Genomic DNA, 16655 nt, shown 5'->3' on the forward strand with positions numbered 1-16655 from the left:
GGATTTTTTCACACCCCCGACCAGCAGCCGCCGTCAATGGTCAGCCGATACCGCCCAGGGCGGCCCCGATGACCAGGGCAGCAATGGCAATGACACAGAACACGTATTTCCCTAAGGGATAGAACCAAGCGCCGATGGACGTTTCCCGTCCGGTATTGACAGCCTTGAGGACGAATTCTTTTCCGCCCACCCAGTAGAACATCAGGCCAGCCAGGACAGCACCCAAGGGGCAGATGTAGATGGAGACCACGTCCATCCATTCAGACACGATGCCCTGGATGAGGAGGGCCGATACACAGCCCAGCACCCCGATGGTGGCTACAGCCGGCATCCGTTTAAAGCCGAACTGTTCCTGGAGGGTAGCGACCGGAGCTTCATACAGGTTCACCAGGGAGCTGACCCCGGCGAACAGCACACAGATGAAGAAGATGATGACCACCAGACGGCCTGCGGGCATGCCGTTGAACACCGGGATCAGATGGATGAACATCAGGCCGGGTCCGCCGGAATAGAGCTTTTCACCGGTGATGGCCATGGCCGGGATGATCACGCAGGCGGCCAGCATGGCGGAAAGCAAGTTGAAGAATGCTACATATTTGGCAGCCCCCACCACGTCTTCCTTATCGCTGAGGTAGGATCCGTAGATGACCGTACCGCTGCCGGCGATGGACAGGGTGAAGAAAGCCTGGCCGAAGGCATAGACCCAGACAAACGGATTCTTCAGCCCCTCCGGATTGAACGTGAAGATATATTAGTAGCCGGCTTCCGATTTATCCAAGATGAACACATAGCAGAGCAGGAACAGGAACATGGTGAAGAGGGCCGGCATCATGATCTTGTTGGCTTTTTCGATGCCGCTGGCAACCCCCATCCCCATGATCAGGAAGGAGCCCAGGCAGGCCACGATCAGCCAGAAGTTGTTGCCGAAAGTAGTGGCTGTGGTTTCAAACAAGCTGGCGATCTGAGGCAGGTCCTGCCCCATGGCCGACAGGCTTCCGGTAAAAGCCAGATAGGTGTATTTCACCACCCAGCCCACCACACAGGTATAGCCGATGGCCAGGGCCAGGGAGCCCAGCACAGGGATCATGCCGATCCATTCCCCCTTCTTCCGGTCATGCCAGCGCAGTTCCGTGGCCGTACCAAAGGCGCCGATGGGGCCGGCTTTGGCGATCCGTCCAAAAGACATTTCTTCGATGACGCCGGTAGCGGCGATCAGGATGACAAAGAAGAAAAAGGGGATCAGGAAAGTCATCCCGCCGTATTTCGATACCATGACGGGAAAGCGCCAGATATTCCCCATGCCGACGGCAGATCCGATGCAGGCTAAGATAAATCCCCACTTGGACTGGAATCCGTCCCGCTGTCCTTCTGCTATGTCAGAGGCTGCTTTTCCTTCTTGCTGTAAATCGTTCACTCTATAGAGCTGTTCATTGATTGCAGTTTGTTCATCCATAGTTTTCTTCTCCTGGGATACAGTAAAAACATTATAGCATTTGGTGAAATAATTTGAAATGATAGAAAATGAAAGCAAATAAGAAAGGAGCGATTCCTTAAGGGGTAAGGAATCGCTCCTGAGCCAGTGGATAAAGAAGCGTGTAGGCGTTCCTTCTCTTTGGAGTTGCCTATTTCTTATTTTTGGTCTTCAGAAGGAGCATAGGGTTCCAGGAAGGCATGGAAGTGACGCATGGGCAGTTTGTGGCCCCAGACGATGCGCATGTTGGGGATGCTGGCCCGGTCTTCGTACAGTGCCTTCACAGCAGCGATCACATAGTCCAGGTGTTCCTGGGTCAGACGGCTGCGGTCGATGGCGAACCGTACCACGTTGGCCAGTTCTGCCTGCTGTTCCGGGGTCTTCAGGTCGTATTCCATGGAATAGTCGCCCAGTTCGGAAACCCGGATGCCGTAGCGGCGGATCAATTCCAGGGAGAAGCCTTCCCCGGCGAAGGTGGTATGATCCCGTTTTCCGTCGAAGAATTCATCCATATTGATGTACACAGCGTGGCCGCCAGCCGGCAGCACAACCCCTTTGACACCGGCTTTGTAGAAGCCCTGGGCCAGGTATTCGCACTGCTGTACCCGTTCGTGCATGTAGTTGAAGTCACAAGATTCATACAGGCCTACGGCCAGAGCCATGATATCCCGGCCGCTCATGCCGCCGTAGGAATCGTTCCCGTAGCAGGAGATCTGTTTCACTTTTAGCAGAACGCCCACGTCGGTCTTGATGGAGCCGTCTTCGTTGAAGTCGGAGAAATTCTTCCAGAACAGGCCTCTGTCGCGGAAGGCCAGCATGCCGCCCATATTGGCATGGCCGTCTTTCTTGGCAGACATGGTGAAGGCATCGCAGTAGGAGAACATTTCGGAAGCGATTTCTGCAATGGATTTATCTTGGTAGCCTTCTTCGTTCATCTTGATGAAGTAGCAGTTTTCTGCCCATCTTGCCACGTCGAATACCAGCGGGATGTTGTATTTATGAGCGACCCGGTTGATTTCTTTGATGTTGCCCATGGAAACAGGCTGCCCGCAGATGGGGTTGTTGGTGATGCAGGTGAAGATCAGGGGAATATTTTCCGGACCTACGCCCTGGATCAGCTGTTCCAGTTTCTCGATGTCCATGTTCCCTTTGAACGGGTTCTTTGCGTATTTGCCGCCTTCGGGGACTTCGTACAGGATTTCCTTATGATACAGGTTCCGGGGGATGGAGCCCATTTGTTTGATGTTCCCTTCGGTGGTATCGAAGTGGCCGTTGGAAGGAATGGTGAACACTTTGCCCGGATGGCGTTGGGCCAGGATCTTCCGGACGATTTCCATCAGGACAGATTCCGCAGCACGGCCCTGTTGGATGATGAAGCTGTTGGGCCGTTCCATCTGGGCAGCGCCGCCGTTGAACAGGCCGCCTTCATATTCGCACAGATAGACTTCGTCCATCATTTTTTCCACGTCCCGGCAGTCGGTGCGGACCAGGTCGATGATCTTCTTCCAGTTCTTTTCGCCGCCCCGTTCGAAGATGTCCCGGAACGTATCCAGCAGTACATAGTAACCGGTGTTCCGTCCATAGGCTTCATCGCCCAGGAACAGGCTGGCCCACTGTTGGTTGGTCATTGCGGTGGTGCCGGAGTCGGAGAGCATATCAACGGTCAACATGCCGGCAGGGAAAGCGAATTCATTGTAGTGGGTAGCTTTCAGGGCCCGTTCCCGCTGTTCTACAGTGACATCAGGGATATCACGGACAGCGAAGGTGTAATGATGAGGAGCAGGGACGTTCAGTGGATACGTTTTCATAAGATATACCTTCTATAATTGGGTGCTGTCACCCGATGGATTATACGAGACACCCCGGTTATCGCAGCTTCTCCACAGAGCATCAAATAACGATGAGCGGTCAGTATCTGTTTGGCACAATCAGGAGTGAGGATAAATTATTGCATTTTAAGTTTATTTTCTTATTTAGTTCCTGATTGCATGTTTATAATACCTTTTTATCAGAAATTTGTCAACGCTTTTCTCGTTTATTTATTTTTTTCTTTTGTTTCAAGATTATTTTATCATTATCGTCCTTGATATGATATTTTTTTATTAAATCGTTGTAATTTTGCTGACTCCATAGTAAAATAGAGAAAAACAGAGTCTGAAGTACAATAAGAAAGGAGACCACGATGTCACCCTTCCAGCTCAGGAAATTCACCCAGCTCGTAGAATTCTTAAGTCTCACCCTAGGACCGGATTACGAAATCGTTCTTTATGATATGAAACAGGAGACACCCTGTGTAGTGGCCATCGCTAACGGCCACATCACCGGCCGGACGGTAGGCGCCCAGATGACGAAAGGCGTCCGGGAGATGCTGGCCCAAAAAAGTTATGAAAAAGAAAAATGGAAGCTGAACTATCAGGGGGTTTCCGCCAACGGCCATCTGCTCCGCTGCTCCATCATGTTCCTCAAGGATAAGGACGGCAGCCTGATCGGCCTTCTGTGCATCAATTTCGACGATTCCCGGTACCGTGCCCTATCTTCCAAAGTCTACAGCCTATGCCATCCGGACCAGTACATCAATGCAGAACCCAGCTTCTTTTCCTATACTGATCTTCATGCCATGGATCTGGAAGACAGAGGGGAACCGCCCATCCTCAAGAGCCCGGAAGCGGTTTCCTTTCTGGCAGCAGCCGTGGAGCCAGCTCCCTCCCAAGAGCCAGAAGCTCCCGGAGAACCTGGCAGTTCCCTGGACACCATCTTAGAGGGGGTACTCCAGCAGGACCTGTCTGCTTCCCCAGTACCTGAAAAAATGCCCCAGCAAAAGAAGCTGGATCTGACCCGTACACTGGAGCAAAAAGGCTTCTTCCTGCTGAAAGGAGCCGTCCCTAAGGCGGCGGAAGCCCTCCACTGCTCCCAAGCCACCATGTATCGCTATCTGGCCCAAATCAAAAAGGAAAAGGAATAAAAAAGGGACTGTGAAAAAATGATTCTTCATTTTTTCACAGTCCCTTTTTCATTCCCCCAACTTCAAGCTTGGATCCGCATTCAAATCCAAGCTGGCGAAATCATGGTTCAGATACTGGTAATATCCCCTCACCCCGATCATCACCGCGTTATCCGTGCAGAGGATGGGTGTGGGATGGACCAGTTCCGCCCCGGCTTCCCTTGCCCCCTTTGCCAGCGCTTCCTGGAGACGCCGGTTGGCCGAAACCCCTCCGGCCAGGACGATTTTCTTCAGGCCTGTAGCCCGGATGGCTTCCTGGCTCCTTTTCACCAGTACATCCACGATGGCCTGCTGGAAGGAGGCCGCTGCATCTTCTCGGCGGAAACCGTTTTTCCGCTGTTCTTCTGTATGGAGGTAATTGATGACGGCACTTTTCAGGCCGCTGAAGCTGAAATCAAAACAGCCGGATAAAAGCGGCCTGGGAAAATCTACAGACGCCGGATCGCCGGTCTGGGCCAGCCGTTCGATTTCCGGGCCTCCCGGATAGGGCAGCCCCATGAACCGGGCGATCTTGTCGAACGCTTCTCCGGCCGCATCGTCCCGGGTCTGGCCCAGGAGCCGGAAGGTATTGTAATCTTCCACCACCAAAAGGGAAGTATGTCCCCCGCTGACCACCAGGGCCAGGAAGGGCGGCTGCAAGTCCGGATCGGCCAGGAAATTGGCAAATACATGGCCTTCCAGGTGGTTCACCCCAATCAACGGTTTCCCGCTGCCCAGGGCCAGCCCTTTGGCAGCACTGAGGCCCACCAGGAGCGCCCCCACCAGTCCCGGTCCATAGGTGACCGCGATGGCGTCCACGTCCTGCAGTGTCATGGCCGCGTCGGTAAGCGCCTTATGGATCACCGGCATCACATGCTCGATATGTTTCCGGGAAGCGATTTCCGGCACCACGCCTCCGAATTTCCGATGGACCAGGATCTGGGTGGATACCACATTGGACAGCACTTCCCGTCCGTTCCGCACCACTGCCGCAGCCGTTTCGTCACAGCTGCTTTCGATTCCCAAGATATTGATTGCTTTTTCCGTCATGATCTCCTCAATTCATAGGTCACGGCGCATCAAGATGGCCGCTTCCCCATTGTCTCCATAGTACCCGGGACGCCTCCCGCATTCCGCAAATCCCACATGGTCGTAGGTCCGGCGGGCAGGGAGATTCCCTTCCCGGACTTCCAGTGTCATTTCTGTCGCTTCCAGCCGGACGGCTTCCGCCAGCATAGCTTCCAAGAGGGCCAGTCCCAGCTTTTCCCCCCGCCGTTTCGGGTCCACTGCCAGGCGCATGACCTGGGCTTCTCCAGCCACCAGCCAGAAGCCCCCGAAAGCCACAGGCCGGCCCTGATCCAACAGGGCGATATAATGGCTCAGCCGGCCCGTCAATTCCTCCACCCAGGTCCCTTCCGTCCAAGCTTCGGCGAAGGAACCTGCGTCCAAAGGCAGCAGCCAGGACAGATCTTCCCGGATGAGTGGCCTTACCGTCCTTCCGGATGTCTCTTTTCCCATAATTCCTCCGCTTCCGACCGACGGATATAGAATGGGTCCATACCGAAATAGCTGTGGAGATCCCCGCCCGGTACATACTGGGCTGCGCCCAGGATGGCCACCGAAGAGCCTCTGGGCAGACGGGCGCTTTCCGGAGCCAGGCTGACCCGGTCACAGTTTTCCGTACCCGGCACCCGATGGCATTCTCCCATGAGGATGGCCGGTTCTTTCCCTTCTTGGAGCTGTGCGGCCAGTTCTTTGGCTGCCGCGATCCGCACCGGTCCACTTTCCACCAGGCGGTCTTCTTCCCATCGGTAGCTGCCCACATACAGATTGCCCTTCTGGGCATCCAGAACGGGTACCAGCCGTACCCCTGCCACCGGCAGATTATAGGCGATAGCCTTCAGGGTATCCACAGCCACCAGGGGCAGACCCAAAGCATAAGCCATAGCCTCCGCCGTAGCCATGCCGATCCGCAGACCCGTAAAGGAACCCGGTCCCCGGCTTATGGCGATCAGCTCCAGCTGTTTTTTTTCTACCCGGGCCAGCTTCAGCAGGGTTTCCAGCTGGGGCACCAGCCCCTCCGAATGGGTCAGCCCCACATTCACTTCCAGGCTCCCTAAGATTTTCTTGTTGTCACAGACGGCCACGGAGCAAACCCGGGTCGCTGTATCGATTCCCAATGTCAGCACGTTTTCAACCTTCCCAGCCCTTTGGAGCCACGAGAGCCCGGGCCAATTCCTCATACCGCCTGCCATGGGGGCACAGTTCGATCTGCCGTCCCTCTCCCTGGCGTGTCAATTTCAATTCCAGATTCTCTTCCGGCATGTATTCCGGGAACAGTTCCGCCCACTCGATGAACGTCACCCCGTCACCGCCGGCATATTCGGAAAACCCGATATCTTCCAGTTCCTCCGGCCAGTTGATCCGGTACAGGTCGAAATGTTTGATGTTCAGCCTGCTGCCATGGTAGACATTCATCAGCGAAAAAGTGGGAGATGTCACTTCCTGTGGATCCACGCCCAGTGCCACGGCTGCCGCGGTCGCCAGACAGGTCTTCCCCGTTCCCAGGTCCCCGTCCAGGAGAAATACATCCCCGTCCCGGCACAGGCGCCCTAACTTCCGGCCCAGTGCCTCCGTAGCCTCTGCATCAGCGCAATAGACAGTTTCTGCCATACATACACCGCCTTCCCGTTCATTGCAATTTATAATTATAGCATAAAAAAGGGGTGTTGCATAATGGCAACACCCCTTTGGTCGCGAGCCTGGACGTACAAGATTTCCGTTCGATTTCTCACCCAAAGAAGGCACTGCCAAACCCTTTTATTTTAAAAGCAGCACCCTCCGGGCTGTACCAACAAGCCCGCGACTCATGCCCCTCGGCCCGTGACTGGTTTCTGCACTGCAGAAACCGCTTATTCCCCCACCGGGCCAGCGGATGCGATATCTTCCGTCACTTCGCCCTGGAATTTCTTGAAGTTCTCCTGGAACAGCCGTGCCAGTTTCCGAGCCGTCTCGTCATAGGCAGCCTTGTCTTCCCAGGTGCTCCGGGGATTCAGTACACTACTGGGTACATTGGGGCAGGATTTGGGGATGGAGACCCCGAACAGTGGCATGGTGGTCCAGCCTTCTTTCCCCAGTTCTCCGTCCAATGCGGCATGGATCATGGCGCGGGTATAGGCCAGCTTCATCCGTTTGCCCACACCGTAAGGGCCGCCGCTCCAGCCAGTGTTCACTAGGTATACATTGGTGTCATGCTCAGCGATCCGTTCGCCCAACAGTTTGGCATAGGTCAGCGGAGGCAGGGGCAGGAAAGGGGCTCCGAAAGCCGTAGAGAACGTAGCCTGGGGTTCCGTGATCCCTCGCTCCGTCCCAGCCACTTTGCTGGTATAGCCGGTGAGATAATGGTACATGGCCTGTTCCTTGGTCAGTTTGGAGATGGGAGGCAGCACCCCGAAGGCATCGGCCGTCAGGAAAATGATGTTCTTGGGATGACCGGCCATGCTGGGCAGTTTGGCGTTAGGAATATAGTCCAACGGATAGGCCACCCGGGTGTTTTCCGTGATGCTGCTGTCGGAGAAATCAGGCACCCCATCCTTGGGGTCCACCACTACATTTTCCATAACGGCACCGAAACGGACGGCCCGGTAGATTTCCGGCTGACTGTCTTCCGTCAGATCGATGCACTTGGCATAGCAGCCGCCTTCGATGTTGAATACACCGTTGTCTCCCCAGCCGTGTTCATCATCTCCGATCAATGCCCGCTGGGGATCGGCAGACAGCGTGGTCTTGCCCGTACCGGACAGACCGAAGAACAGAGCTACGTCCCCTTTCTTGCCTTCGTTGCAGGAGCAGTGCATGGTCAGGATATCCTGGAGCGGCAGCAGATAATTCATGACGGAGAAGATGGATTTCTTCAGTTCTCCGGCGTACATACCGCCACCGATCAAGACAACTTTTTTATCGAAATTCAGGATGATGAAGGTTTCCGAATTTGTGTGATCCACAGCCGGATCCGCTTCCACACTGGGCAGGGAGATCACCGTGAAATCTTCCTGGACCGTGCTGGGTTCATCGGTCTTGATGAACAGCTGGCTGACAAATACCGTCTGCCAGGCCATCTCGTTGATAAACTTCACTCGGATCTGGTACTTGGGGTCAGCTCCGGCCTTCACATTCTTTACGTAGACCCGATGGGTCTTGATGTATTGTTCGCACTTGGCATACAACCGGTCAAAGGTCTCCTGGCTGCAGGGCTGATTGTTGTTCCAGTTCACCACATCATGGGTCAGCGGAGTATCCACAATGAATTTATCCTTGGGAGAACGGCCCGTATGGGTCCCGGTGGTCACCCGCAGAGCGCCCCTGTCCGAAAAAGTCCCTTCCCCATTGCGGATGGCTTCTTCGATCAATTCTCGAACGCTCAAATCCCTTACCGTTTCTTTCGCTTCGGCTAACAATCCAGCACTGATCATTTGTTTTTCTCTCCTATATCCTTCTATTGGCCTCCAAAGGCGGAGATGCCGCTTTTTGTATACATAGAACATTATATGCTATTTTTTCTGCCTTGACAACCGCGGTATTCTGAAAATTAAAGCAGAAAGGGGGTGTGAAAAAATTCACACCCCCGATCGCGAGCTGCGGGTCACGGGTCGCGAGCCTGGACGTTCAAGCCGTTCTGTATTTTTCTATAGGATAGTACGACAAAATCGGCTGAAAGCAGCGAAACCGAATCTTCGGGCTTGCACCAACAAGCCCGCGACTCACGACTCGAGACCCGAGACCTCAAAAAGGGGCTGTTGCGCATGCAACAGCCCCTTTTCATCAATACAAAATCTTGTTGGCAATGACCATCCGCTGGATCTGGTTGGTGCCTTCGTAAATCTGGAGGATCTTGGCATCCCGCATCTTCTTTTCCATGGGATAATCTTTCATATAGCCGTAACCGCCCATGATCTGGACTGCATCGGTAGCCACTTCCATCGCCACATCGGAAGCAAAGCATTTGCTCATGGCTGCTTCTTTGCCGAATTCCACGCCCTGGTCCCGCATCCAGCAGGCTTTGTGGACCATCAGCCGAGCGGTCTCTACTTTCATAGCCATATCAGCGATCATAGCTTGGACCATCTGGAAGGAGGCGATGGGCTGGCCGAACTGTCTTCTTTCCCGGGCATAATGGGCTGCGATATCCAGGCAGGACTGCGCCAGCCCCACAGCCACAGCCGCCACGAAAGGACGGGCGCTGTCCAGGGTATTCATGGCGATGCGGAAGCCCTGTCCTTCCCGGCCTACCCGCATAGATTCCGGAACCACCACATCTTCCAGGATCAGTTCACATGTATTGGAGGGACGGATCCCCATCTTGTCTTCTTTCCGGCCTACGCTGAAGCCCGGCGTATCTTTGGGGACGATGAATGCAGTCAGCCCGCGGATCCCGCCAGTTTTCCGGGTGTTGGCAAATACCAGGAAGCTGTCGGCGATGCCCCCATTGGTGATGAAGACTTTATTGCCGTTCAGCACATAGTGGTCCCCGTCTTTGACGGCCTTGGTGGCCACGGCCCCTGCATCGGAGCCGGCTCCCGGTTCCGTCAGGGCAAAAGCAGCCAGTTTGCCAGCATTCAGCAGGTCGCACTGGTATTTTTTCTGCTCCTCGTTGCCGGCCAGCAGGATGGGATAGGAAGCCAGGGCATTGGCCGCAATAGACGTAGCGATACCGGCACAGCCCTTGCCCAGTTCTTCATAGATGGTAGCAATGGTGATGCTGTCCAGACCAGGGCCGCCATATTCTTCCGGAACAACCAGGTTCAGCAGGCCCATATCCCCTGCCTTTTGGAAGATCTCCGGTCTGGCATGGTTCTCCCGGTCCATTTCTTCCGTATAGGGAACGATTTCCTTATCCACGAAATCCTTCACCATCGCCTGTAAATCCAGCTGTTCATCGGTTAATGCGAAATCCATAAGGTTCCTCCTGTTTTATGGTTTTATTCTCGATTTTAAGCCTAAATGTAGGAATATTTTACCACTTTTTAGGAATTTCGTCAAAATGGCCGATGACAAACATGGTCCCCGTCACGTCAGCCATCTCTTTCCCTGTATGGTCATAGATCATGACCCGGGTCACCACCGTAGAACGTCCGGCATGGACCAGCGAAGCCTTGGCCCATACTTTTTCTTTTGCACTGGTATTGCTCAGGAAGTTGATGGAACTGGAAAGGGTGACCACTTTGCAGCCGATGCTGTAGCCCACAGCCCCCATGGCCGTATCCGCCAGGGTAAAGAGCGCTCCCCCGTGGATCACCCCGTACCGGTTGCCGTGCTTATGTTCTGGATCGGCATCCATACTCAGTTCACAGTATCCACATTCTACTTTTTCCAGTTTCACGTCCGCCAGCTTCATGAACGAATTCTCTTCAAATTTCCGGACCATCCATCCTGGGATTTCTTCTGCTGTCAGCAAAGCCTTCACTCCTCTTCCTTATTCCACGATTCCTGTAAATTAGAGTATATACACACGTACCCGCCGACGGCCCCATTCCAGCGCCTGTCCGCGGTTATCAAATGCTAAGTCGATCTTATTGCCCTTGATGGCTGAACCGATATCGCAGGCAAATCCTTCGCCATAGCCCATTATGTACATCCTTGTGCCCAGAGGGATGATCACCGGATCCACCGCCACCACACCTCGGCGCATCATGGCACCCGTATAAGTGACCCCTGTGACTCCCGGATCCGACGGGCTGTATCCCGTAGCTTCCATGATCCAGGTCTTCCGGAAACGACCAAAGCTCAGGCCGCTCTGTTTGCTCATCAAATTGTAGATGGACCAGGTCACTTCCCCGGTCTGTGGTTTGCGATTCCTCTGTTGGAATTTCTTTACGGCAGTCTGCGTCCCTTTTCCGAACTCTCCATCTATGTCGCCCGTATAGTACTTCAATTTAGACAGCATAGCTTGTACTTCTTCCACTTTTTGACCCTTAGACCCGAAGACTGCCACCGGTTTCACGGCGGCAGCCTTTCCAGTCAGGGGCATCAGGACAAGAAGCAGGAGCGCCAGCAGGAGACCAAAGGTCTTGCGTTGCACAGCGCAGCAGCCTCCTTTCCGTATCTCTTACAGGATATTGTTCTTATAGTCCGTATACAGGCCTTCCAGTTCTTCCATCTTGGCATCCAGGGTCTTCTGCAGGTCGGAAGCCTTGTCGAAGTCTCCATCGGCAAAAGCCTTGCCGATCTGGGTGAACAGGCTGGTGCTGGTATCCGTATCTTTGGCGATCAGGACCCGCAGTTCCTGGACTCTCTGCCACATGCCGTCATCCCAGGCAGTGCTGCTTTCGCTGGCCACCGGTTTCATAGCGGCCACTTTCGTCCGGTAGTCGGGGATGGTATGTTTCAGCAGTTCCGTCTGCCAACGGATCAGGGCACCGGTCTTGAAGGATTCCAGGTAGGCCGGTTTGATGATATCGCCGGCAGTGAGTACGGCAACTTTTTCCGGATACTTTGCAAAGGCTTTGCAGTTTTCCCATACCGTTGCAGGAGGAGCACCGAAGTATTTATCCCGTTCTTCGTCGGTGTAATCTTCGAATACATCGTTTTCCGAACGATACTGTCTGTTTTTTTCCAGATAGAAGCCTTCTTCTCCAGCCTTCTTGGACAGTTCCGCACACAGTTCAGCGGTGGTCTTGCCGGAACCCAGGGCCGCTTTGATGCCGTCCAGAGCAGCCAGGTAGAAGCCAGCCAGAGCCATATAGGTATTGGTGAAGGGGTTGGGAGCCCGCATTTCGAACCGGGTAGCTTTGGGGTTGTCCAGATCGCGGATCAGGCCCGCCAGGATGGTACGGTTCCGGGAAGGATCATCCGGAGCTTTGCCCAGGGAGGTCACGATGCAGATCGGAGCTTCGAACCCAGGTTTCAGCCGTTTGAAGGCGTCAGTGGTGCAGGATACGATGGGGTTCAGGACTTCATAGTTCTTCAGGATCCCCATCAGGGCGCCATACCCTACGGCGGACAGGAAGTCTTTCGTCATATCAGCCGGGCTCATCAGGTTATAGAACTTGCCGTCTTTGGTGATGCAGCCCAGTCCTACATGGGTGTGTTCCCCGCTGCCAGCCACCCCGACGATGGGTTTGGCCAGGAAGGAGACTTCCAGACCGTTGGCGCGGAAGACTTCTTTCACCAGGGTGCGGACCAGGATCTCATTATCGGCTGCCTGGAGACCGTTGGAATATTTCCAGTCGATTTCCAGCTGTTCATTGACATGGGTCATATTGCCGTTGGCATCCAGCTGGCCCCGGACACCGCCCACTTCTTTGTGGCCCATTTCCGGTTCCAGTCCATAATAGCCCAGCAGTTCCACAGCCTGTTCCAAAGCCGTCCGGACATTGCCCCGGGTACGAGCCCAGTATTGTTCCTGCATGATCTGGGAGGAGGACAGGGCTTCCGTGGAAACATCTTCCGTAGGAGTCTTGACCCAGAATTCCAGTTCCGTAGCACTGGTGGAAGTGATTTTTTCCACGTCGGCGGGATCGAAGGCCAGTCCAGGGACCTTGCCTTCTGCCTTCATGGCTTTCAGGATCTCATCTCCCACATATTCCAGGGTGCTCTTCAGCAGATACCGGGAATCCACGAAATCCCCGTTGTGCTTCAGGAAGCAGGGGACACGCAGGGTCCCAACCAATTTGCCGGTTTCCGGATCGATGTGGTCCAGGTTGTAGTCCACGAACCATTTCACGGACAGGTCAGCCACCATATCTACCCGGGCATCGTTCAGGGAAGCCACTCCGGGCAGCACTACGGAAGAACCGTCGGTCTGGGCCGTATGGCTGTAAAGCATGGTTTCCATATCGTCCAGCAGGGCGCTGATAGGAACTTTTTCATCCGTATCATTGCCTGCAAAGTCAATGCCCATGAAGGACACAAATTTAATCTCAGGATGTTGGTTGAGTAAGACTCGTAAGGTTTCCGGTGTTAATTCGCTGGGTTGAATCACGTAAAGCAAATCTTTTTCGTACATAATCATGTACCCCTTTCCCCTCGATAGTTCTTTTTGAATACTTGGCTTTGACTGGAGCCACAGCAGGCTGCTGCCGAAAGTTCCGTTTACTCTTACCTTTACAAAACCTGTATCCTTTTGTCTTCGATTACGTGGTTTATTATAGCACAAAACTTTTCCATAGCCTAGAGGAAAATGGACTTTTTTCGAATATTTTTATATGGTAATTTTCTATCGTTCGATTTTAGCTCTTTTGGATGGGATTTTTTTCGTTCTTTATTGATAGAAAGGTTACATAAAAGAGTTTTCCCGAACTTTAGTGCAGTAATAGAAGGAGCTGTTGCACGTTTGGTGCAACAGCTCGGTCTCGAGTCTCGGGTCTCGAGACTCAAAAAAGGGGGTGTTGCAAGCAATGTGCAACACCCCCTTCATTTCCCTACGATCTGCCGGTAGTGCTGCCGGGCATCCCGGTAGGCGGCTAATATGGCCTTTCCGGAAGAGCCGAAATACCGCTGTTCCACTTCCTGTTCCAGGAACAGAGATTCCTCCAGGATGCCATGGTGGAGGAACAGCTTCCGGATAAACGTCCTGGTCAGCTTCAGGGTGGCATTACAGTCCACATCCACGATTTCCCCGGTCTCTTCCACCACTTCAAAAGCCATATAGAACACTCCATAGATCTTGGTAATGGCATTGTCCATATTGGTCCGGGCTTCCCCGGTGATGTAAAGGGTACGTTTGTCCATGTGTCTGTGCTCCTTTGGGGTGATTGTGAGGGTGTTGCACGTCCTGTGCAACACTCCGCTCTCGAGTCTCGAGTCTCGGGTCTCGAGCCGAAAGAGGGGTTGTGGCACGTGTGTGGTTATCACATGCCACAACCCCTTTATTATACCAATTACGCCATCATTTTCAAAACATATCCACAGATCAGTCCGGCAAAATTCCCTACAGCGGCCCCTAAGACACCCATCAGGACCCCGATGCCCGCATAGGATTCATTATAGGCCGAAGCTACGATGGGAGCCGAAGCAGCCCCGCCGATATTAGCCAGAGAAGCAGTAGACACCATGCACAGATCCCAGTGGAAGAGCTTGGAAAGTCCGTACATCCCGATCACATGGACCACCAGGATGAAGAAACCGTAGACCACCCACATGGGAGCACTCAGGAGATCTGTTACAGAGGCCGTGGAGGCCAGCAGGGAAACCACAGCATACAGGTACACGCTGGACAGTTCTTCCACCGCCGGCACTTTGCCCAGAGGGCTCATGGCACATACCAGGCCCAGGACGGTGACGAACACCGTGGTCATGGTCCCTTTATCGAACATGGCCAGCCCTACGCCCTTGAGCATCGTATTGAGAGATGCCCCCACGCTTTGGGAAATGGCAGAAACCAGCAGAGAAACACCGATCAGGAAGATCCAGTCAGCCGCCGCTGCCTTTTTCTTTTCCTTGGCCACTTCCGCCGCCGCTGCATCAGCCACGGCCTGGAGTTTAGAGGTGTCTGCCTGGACAGAATCGTTCCATTTGTCCGCATGCTTCACCATCAGGAGCAAGAGGGCGATCCACACGGAATAGCACACCGTATCCAGCGCCAGGGCGCAGCTGTAGGCACCGGCATCCACCGGCAGGGCCGCCTGCATGGCCGCCATATTGGCAGAGCCGCCCACCCAAGAAGCATAGAGTGCTGCTACAGCCCCCCAGGTATCGTGGCCCAAGTACCCTTTGAAGATAGGATACCCGATGACAAACCCGACGAACAAGGTCACCGAGCAGCCCAGGAAAATGGCCACCATCCGACCGCCTAATTTAGCCAGTTTCCGGAAGTCACAGCGCAGCAGCATGACAAAGATCATGGCATACAGCAGATTGTTTTTCAGGGCTTTATAAGCTGCGGACACTTCTTTCGAATGATACAGGCCCATGGTACAGAAGACCATGTTCAGCACATAGATCCACACCAGAGGCGGGACCAGATTGAAGATTTTCCATTTGGTGTACTTTTCCAGAGCCAGCAGGACCCCTGCCAGGCACATGAGGAAGGCTATATAGGTAAAGCCATTGGTGATGACCATCTTGCATCTCTCCTTTCATTCTTCCCTGCAGCAGGCTACTCCTCCAGATATCGGATGCCCCGGATCCCGGTGACACCCAGTCCCGGTGCGTCGCTGACCGTGATTTCCTTTTCATTGAATAGAGCACCGCCTTCCACCGGATCTTCGGAACAGAGCACGGGCCCATCCAGATCCACCCGGGTGATGATCTTCCGGGCGCAGGCCAGATGCACCGCCGCATTGACGCTGACCTTGGCTTCCAGCATGCAGCCGATCATGCACTCTACCCCGCACACCTCTGCCAAAGTAGCGATTTTCAAAGCGTTGGTGAGCCCGCCGCATTTCATCAATTTGATATTGATCAGGTCCGCTGCCTGCATCTGGACGATCTTCAGGGCATCTTCTACGGAGAACACCGCTTCGTCGGCCAGCACTGGCACATAGGACCGTTCGGTCACATATTTCAGCCCTTCGTAATCATGGGCCTTCACCGGCTGTTCCACCAGTTCGATATCCAGCCCTTTATCCTGCATCTGGTTCAGCAGGCGCACCGCCTGTTTGGGGCTCCAGGCCTGGTTGGCATCGATGCGGATCCGGACATCCGGTCCCACCGCTTTCCGGACAGCGGCCAGCCGGGCCACATCCAAGGAGGGATCGATCCCCACCTTCACCTTCAGGGTATCGTACCCCCGCCGGATGGCATCCACCGCATCCCGGGCCATTTCTTCCGGAGGATTCACGCTGATGGTGATATCCGTGACGATCTTGTTCCTGGCCCCTCCCAGCATCTTGTACACCGGGATCCCGTATTTCTTCCCATACAGATCCCACAGCGCGATATCCGCAGCCGCCTTGGCACTGGTATTTTTCACGATGCAAGCCTGGACGGCCTGGGTGATATCTTCGAAATCATCCACATCCCGGCCCACCAGTGTCTTGGCAATATGGTCCTGGAAGGCGCCCAGGATGGCACCGGTGGTATCCCCAGTGATGGCCCCGGTAGGAGGCGCTTCTCCAAACCCCACTTCTCCAGTATCTGTATGGATTTCCACAATGACATCTTCTACACTGTTCACCTGACGCAGAGCCGTCTTAAACGGTACCCGCAGAGGAACAGAGATTCTCCCTAGACGGACTTTGGTAATTTTCATCGGCTTCCCCTCCT

The 16655-nt window shown here is 54.2% G+C and carries 14 protein-coding genes and 1 pseudogene; 1 reads left to right on the forward strand and 14 read right to left on the reverse strand.

Annotated elements, in window-relative coordinates:
- Positions 1-40: 40 nt before the first annotated feature.
- Both ACTUHY_RS04355 and ACTUHY_RS04360 read right to left on the reverse strand, forming a co-directional pair.
- A pseudogene (locus ACTUHY_RS04355) lies at positions 41-1453 on the reverse strand (sodium-dependent transporter).
- Between the two features lie 176 nt (positions 1454-1629).
- Positions 1630-3279, reverse strand: a complete 1650-nt coding sequence (locus ACTUHY_RS04360; RefSeq protein ID WP_442826722.1) for a tryptophanase — start codon at positions 3277-3279, stop codon at positions 1630-1632.
- Positions 3280-3653: 374 nt separating this feature from the next.
- On the opposite strand from ACTUHY_RS04360, the gene ACTUHY_RS04365 reads away from it, so the two are divergent.
- Positions 3654-4433, forward strand: a complete 780-nt coding sequence (locus ACTUHY_RS04365) for a helix-turn-helix transcriptional regulator (RefSeq protein WP_442826723.1) — start codon at positions 3654-3656, stop codon at positions 4431-4433.
- A gap of 48 nt (positions 4434-4481) precedes the next feature.
- Here the strand turns inward: ACTUHY_RS04365 and tsaD are convergent, their stop codons facing one another.
- From tsaD to ACTUHY_RS04425, 12 genes are all read right to left on the reverse strand, one after another.
- Positions 4482-5501 carry a tRNA (adenosine(37)-N6)-threonylcarbamoyltransferase complex transferase subunit TsaD gene (gene tsaD, locus ACTUHY_RS04370; protein ID WP_442826724.1) on the reverse strand — a complete coding sequence of 340 codons (1020 nt, stop codon included), beginning with the start codon at positions 5499-5501 and terminating at the stop codon, positions 4482-4484.
- A 12-nt stretch (positions 5502-5513) separates the two neighbouring features.
- Positions 5514-5969, reverse strand: coding sequence for a ribosomal protein S18-alanine N-acetyltransferase (gene rimI, locus ACTUHY_RS04375; protein WP_278675463.1), 456 nt, complete (start codon positions 5967-5969; stop codon positions 5514-5516).
- Positions 5939-6640, reverse strand: coding sequence for a tRNA (adenosine(37)-N6)-threonylcarbamoyltransferase complex dimerization subunit type 1 TsaB (tsaB, locus tag ACTUHY_RS04380; RefSeq protein ID WP_278675461.1), 702 nt, complete (start codon positions 6638-6640; stop codon positions 5939-5941). The genes rimI and tsaB overlap by 31 nt, the downstream gene beginning before the upstream one ends.
- Positions 6641-6644: 4 nt before the next feature.
- The gene (gene tsaE / locus ACTUHY_RS04385; RefSeq protein ID WP_278675460.1) at positions 6645-7124 is read right to left on the reverse strand and encodes a tRNA (adenosine(37)-N6)-threonylcarbamoyltransferase complex ATPase subunit type 1 TsaE; all 480 of its coding nucleotides are present in this window, start codon (positions 7122-7124) and stop codon (positions 6645-6647) included.
- Between the two features lie 239 nt (positions 7125-7363).
- Positions 7364-8923 carry a phosphoenolpyruvate carboxykinase (ATP) gene (gene pckA / locus ACTUHY_RS04390; RefSeq protein WP_278675458.1) on the reverse strand — a complete coding sequence of 520 codons (1560 nt, stop codon included), beginning with the start codon at positions 8921-8923 and terminating at the stop codon, positions 7364-7366.
- A gap of 349 nt (positions 8924-9272) precedes the next feature.
- Positions 9273-10406, reverse strand: coding sequence for an acyl-CoA dehydrogenase family protein (locus ACTUHY_RS04395; RefSeq protein ID WP_278676010.1), 1134 nt, complete (start codon positions 10404-10406; stop codon positions 9273-9275).
- Between the two features lie 58 nt (positions 10407-10464).
- The gene (locus ACTUHY_RS04400; RefSeq protein ID WP_442826725.1) at positions 10465-10905 is read right to left on the reverse strand and encodes a PaaI family thioesterase; all 441 of its coding nucleotides are present in this window, start codon (positions 10903-10905) and stop codon (positions 10465-10467) included.
- 39 nt (positions 10906-10944) lie between these two features.
- Positions 10945-11529 carry a 3D domain-containing protein gene (locus ACTUHY_RS04405; RefSeq protein WP_278676012.1) on the reverse strand — a complete coding sequence of 195 codons (585 nt, stop codon included), beginning with the start codon at positions 11527-11529 and terminating at the stop codon, positions 10945-10947.
- A 27-nt stretch (positions 11530-11556) separates the two neighbouring features.
- Positions 11557-13455 carry a type I glutamate--ammonia ligase gene (locus ACTUHY_RS04410; RefSeq protein ID WP_347567808.1) on the reverse strand — a complete coding sequence of 633 codons (1899 nt, stop codon included), beginning with the start codon at positions 13453-13455 and terminating at the stop codon, positions 11557-11559.
- 407 nt (positions 13456-13862) lie between these two features.
- On the reverse strand, positions 13863-14180 hold the full coding sequence (locus ACTUHY_RS04415; RefSeq protein ID WP_442826726.1) for a DUF3870 domain-containing protein: 318 nt from the start codon (positions 14178-14180) through the stop codon (positions 13863-13865).
- Between the two features lie 149 nt (positions 14181-14329).
- Positions 14330-15511: a DUF819 family protein gene (locus tag ACTUHY_RS04420; protein WP_442826727.1), complete on the reverse strand. Its 1182-nt coding sequence runs from the start codon at positions 15509-15511 to the stop codon at positions 14330-14332.
- A gap of 35 nt (positions 15512-15546) precedes the next feature.
- Complete coding sequence (locus ACTUHY_RS04425) at positions 15547-16641, reverse strand: dipeptide epimerase (protein WP_278675130.1); 1095 nt, start codon at positions 16639-16641, stop codon at positions 15547-15549.
- Positions 16642-16655: the final 14 nt, after the last annotated feature.

The organism is Acidaminococcus nyctereutis (genome assembly GCF_052216985.1).
Classification (GTDB): Bacteria; Bacillota; Negativicutes; order Acidaminococcales; family Acidaminococcaceae; genus Acidaminococcus; species Acidaminococcus fermentans_A.

Excerpts from the sequence above, each read along its gene's own strand:
- ACTUHY_RS04360 (WP_442826722.1), bottom strand. The coding sequence starts at position 3,279 with ATGAAAACGTATCCACTGAACGTCCCTGCTCCTCATCATTACACCTTC.
- ACTUHY_RS04365 (WP_442826723.1), top strand. The coding sequence starts at position 3,654 with ATGTCACCCTTCCAGCTCAGGAAATTCACCCAGCTCGTAGAATTCTTA.
- tsaD (WP_442826724.1), bottom strand. The coding sequence starts at position 5,501 with ATGACGGAAAAAGCAATCAATATCTTGGGAATCGAAAGCAGCTGTGAC.
- rimI (WP_278675463.1), bottom strand. The coding sequence starts at position 5,969 with ATGGGAAAAGAGACATCCGGAAGGACGGTAAGGCCACTCATCCGGGAA.
- tsaE (WP_278675460.1), bottom strand. The coding sequence starts at position 7,124 with ATGGCAGAAACTGTCTATTGCGCTGATGCAGAGGCTACGGAGGCACTG.
- pckA (WP_278675458.1), bottom strand. The coding sequence starts at position 8,923 with ATGATCAGTGCTGGATTGTTAGCCGAAGCGAAAGAAACGGTAAGGGAT.
- ACTUHY_RS04395 (WP_278676010.1), bottom strand. The coding sequence starts at position 10,406 with ATGGATTTCGCATTAACCGATGAACAGCTGGATTTACAGGCGATGGTG.
- ACTUHY_RS04410 (WP_347567808.1), bottom strand. The coding sequence starts at position 13,455 with ATGTACGAAAAAGATTTGCTTTACGTGATTCAACCCAGCGAATTAACA.
- ACTUHY_RS04415 (WP_442826726.1), bottom strand. The coding sequence starts at position 14,180 with ATGGACAAACGTACCCTTTACATCACCGGGGAAGCCCGGACCAATATG.
- ACTUHY_RS04420 (WP_442826727.1), bottom strand. The coding sequence starts at position 15,511 with ATGGTCATCACCAATGGCTTTACCTATATAGCCTTCCTCATGTGCCTG.
- ACTUHY_RS04425 (WP_278675130.1), bottom strand. The coding sequence starts at position 16,641 with ATGAAAATTACCAAAGTCCGTCTAGGGAGAATCTCTGTTCCTCTGCGG.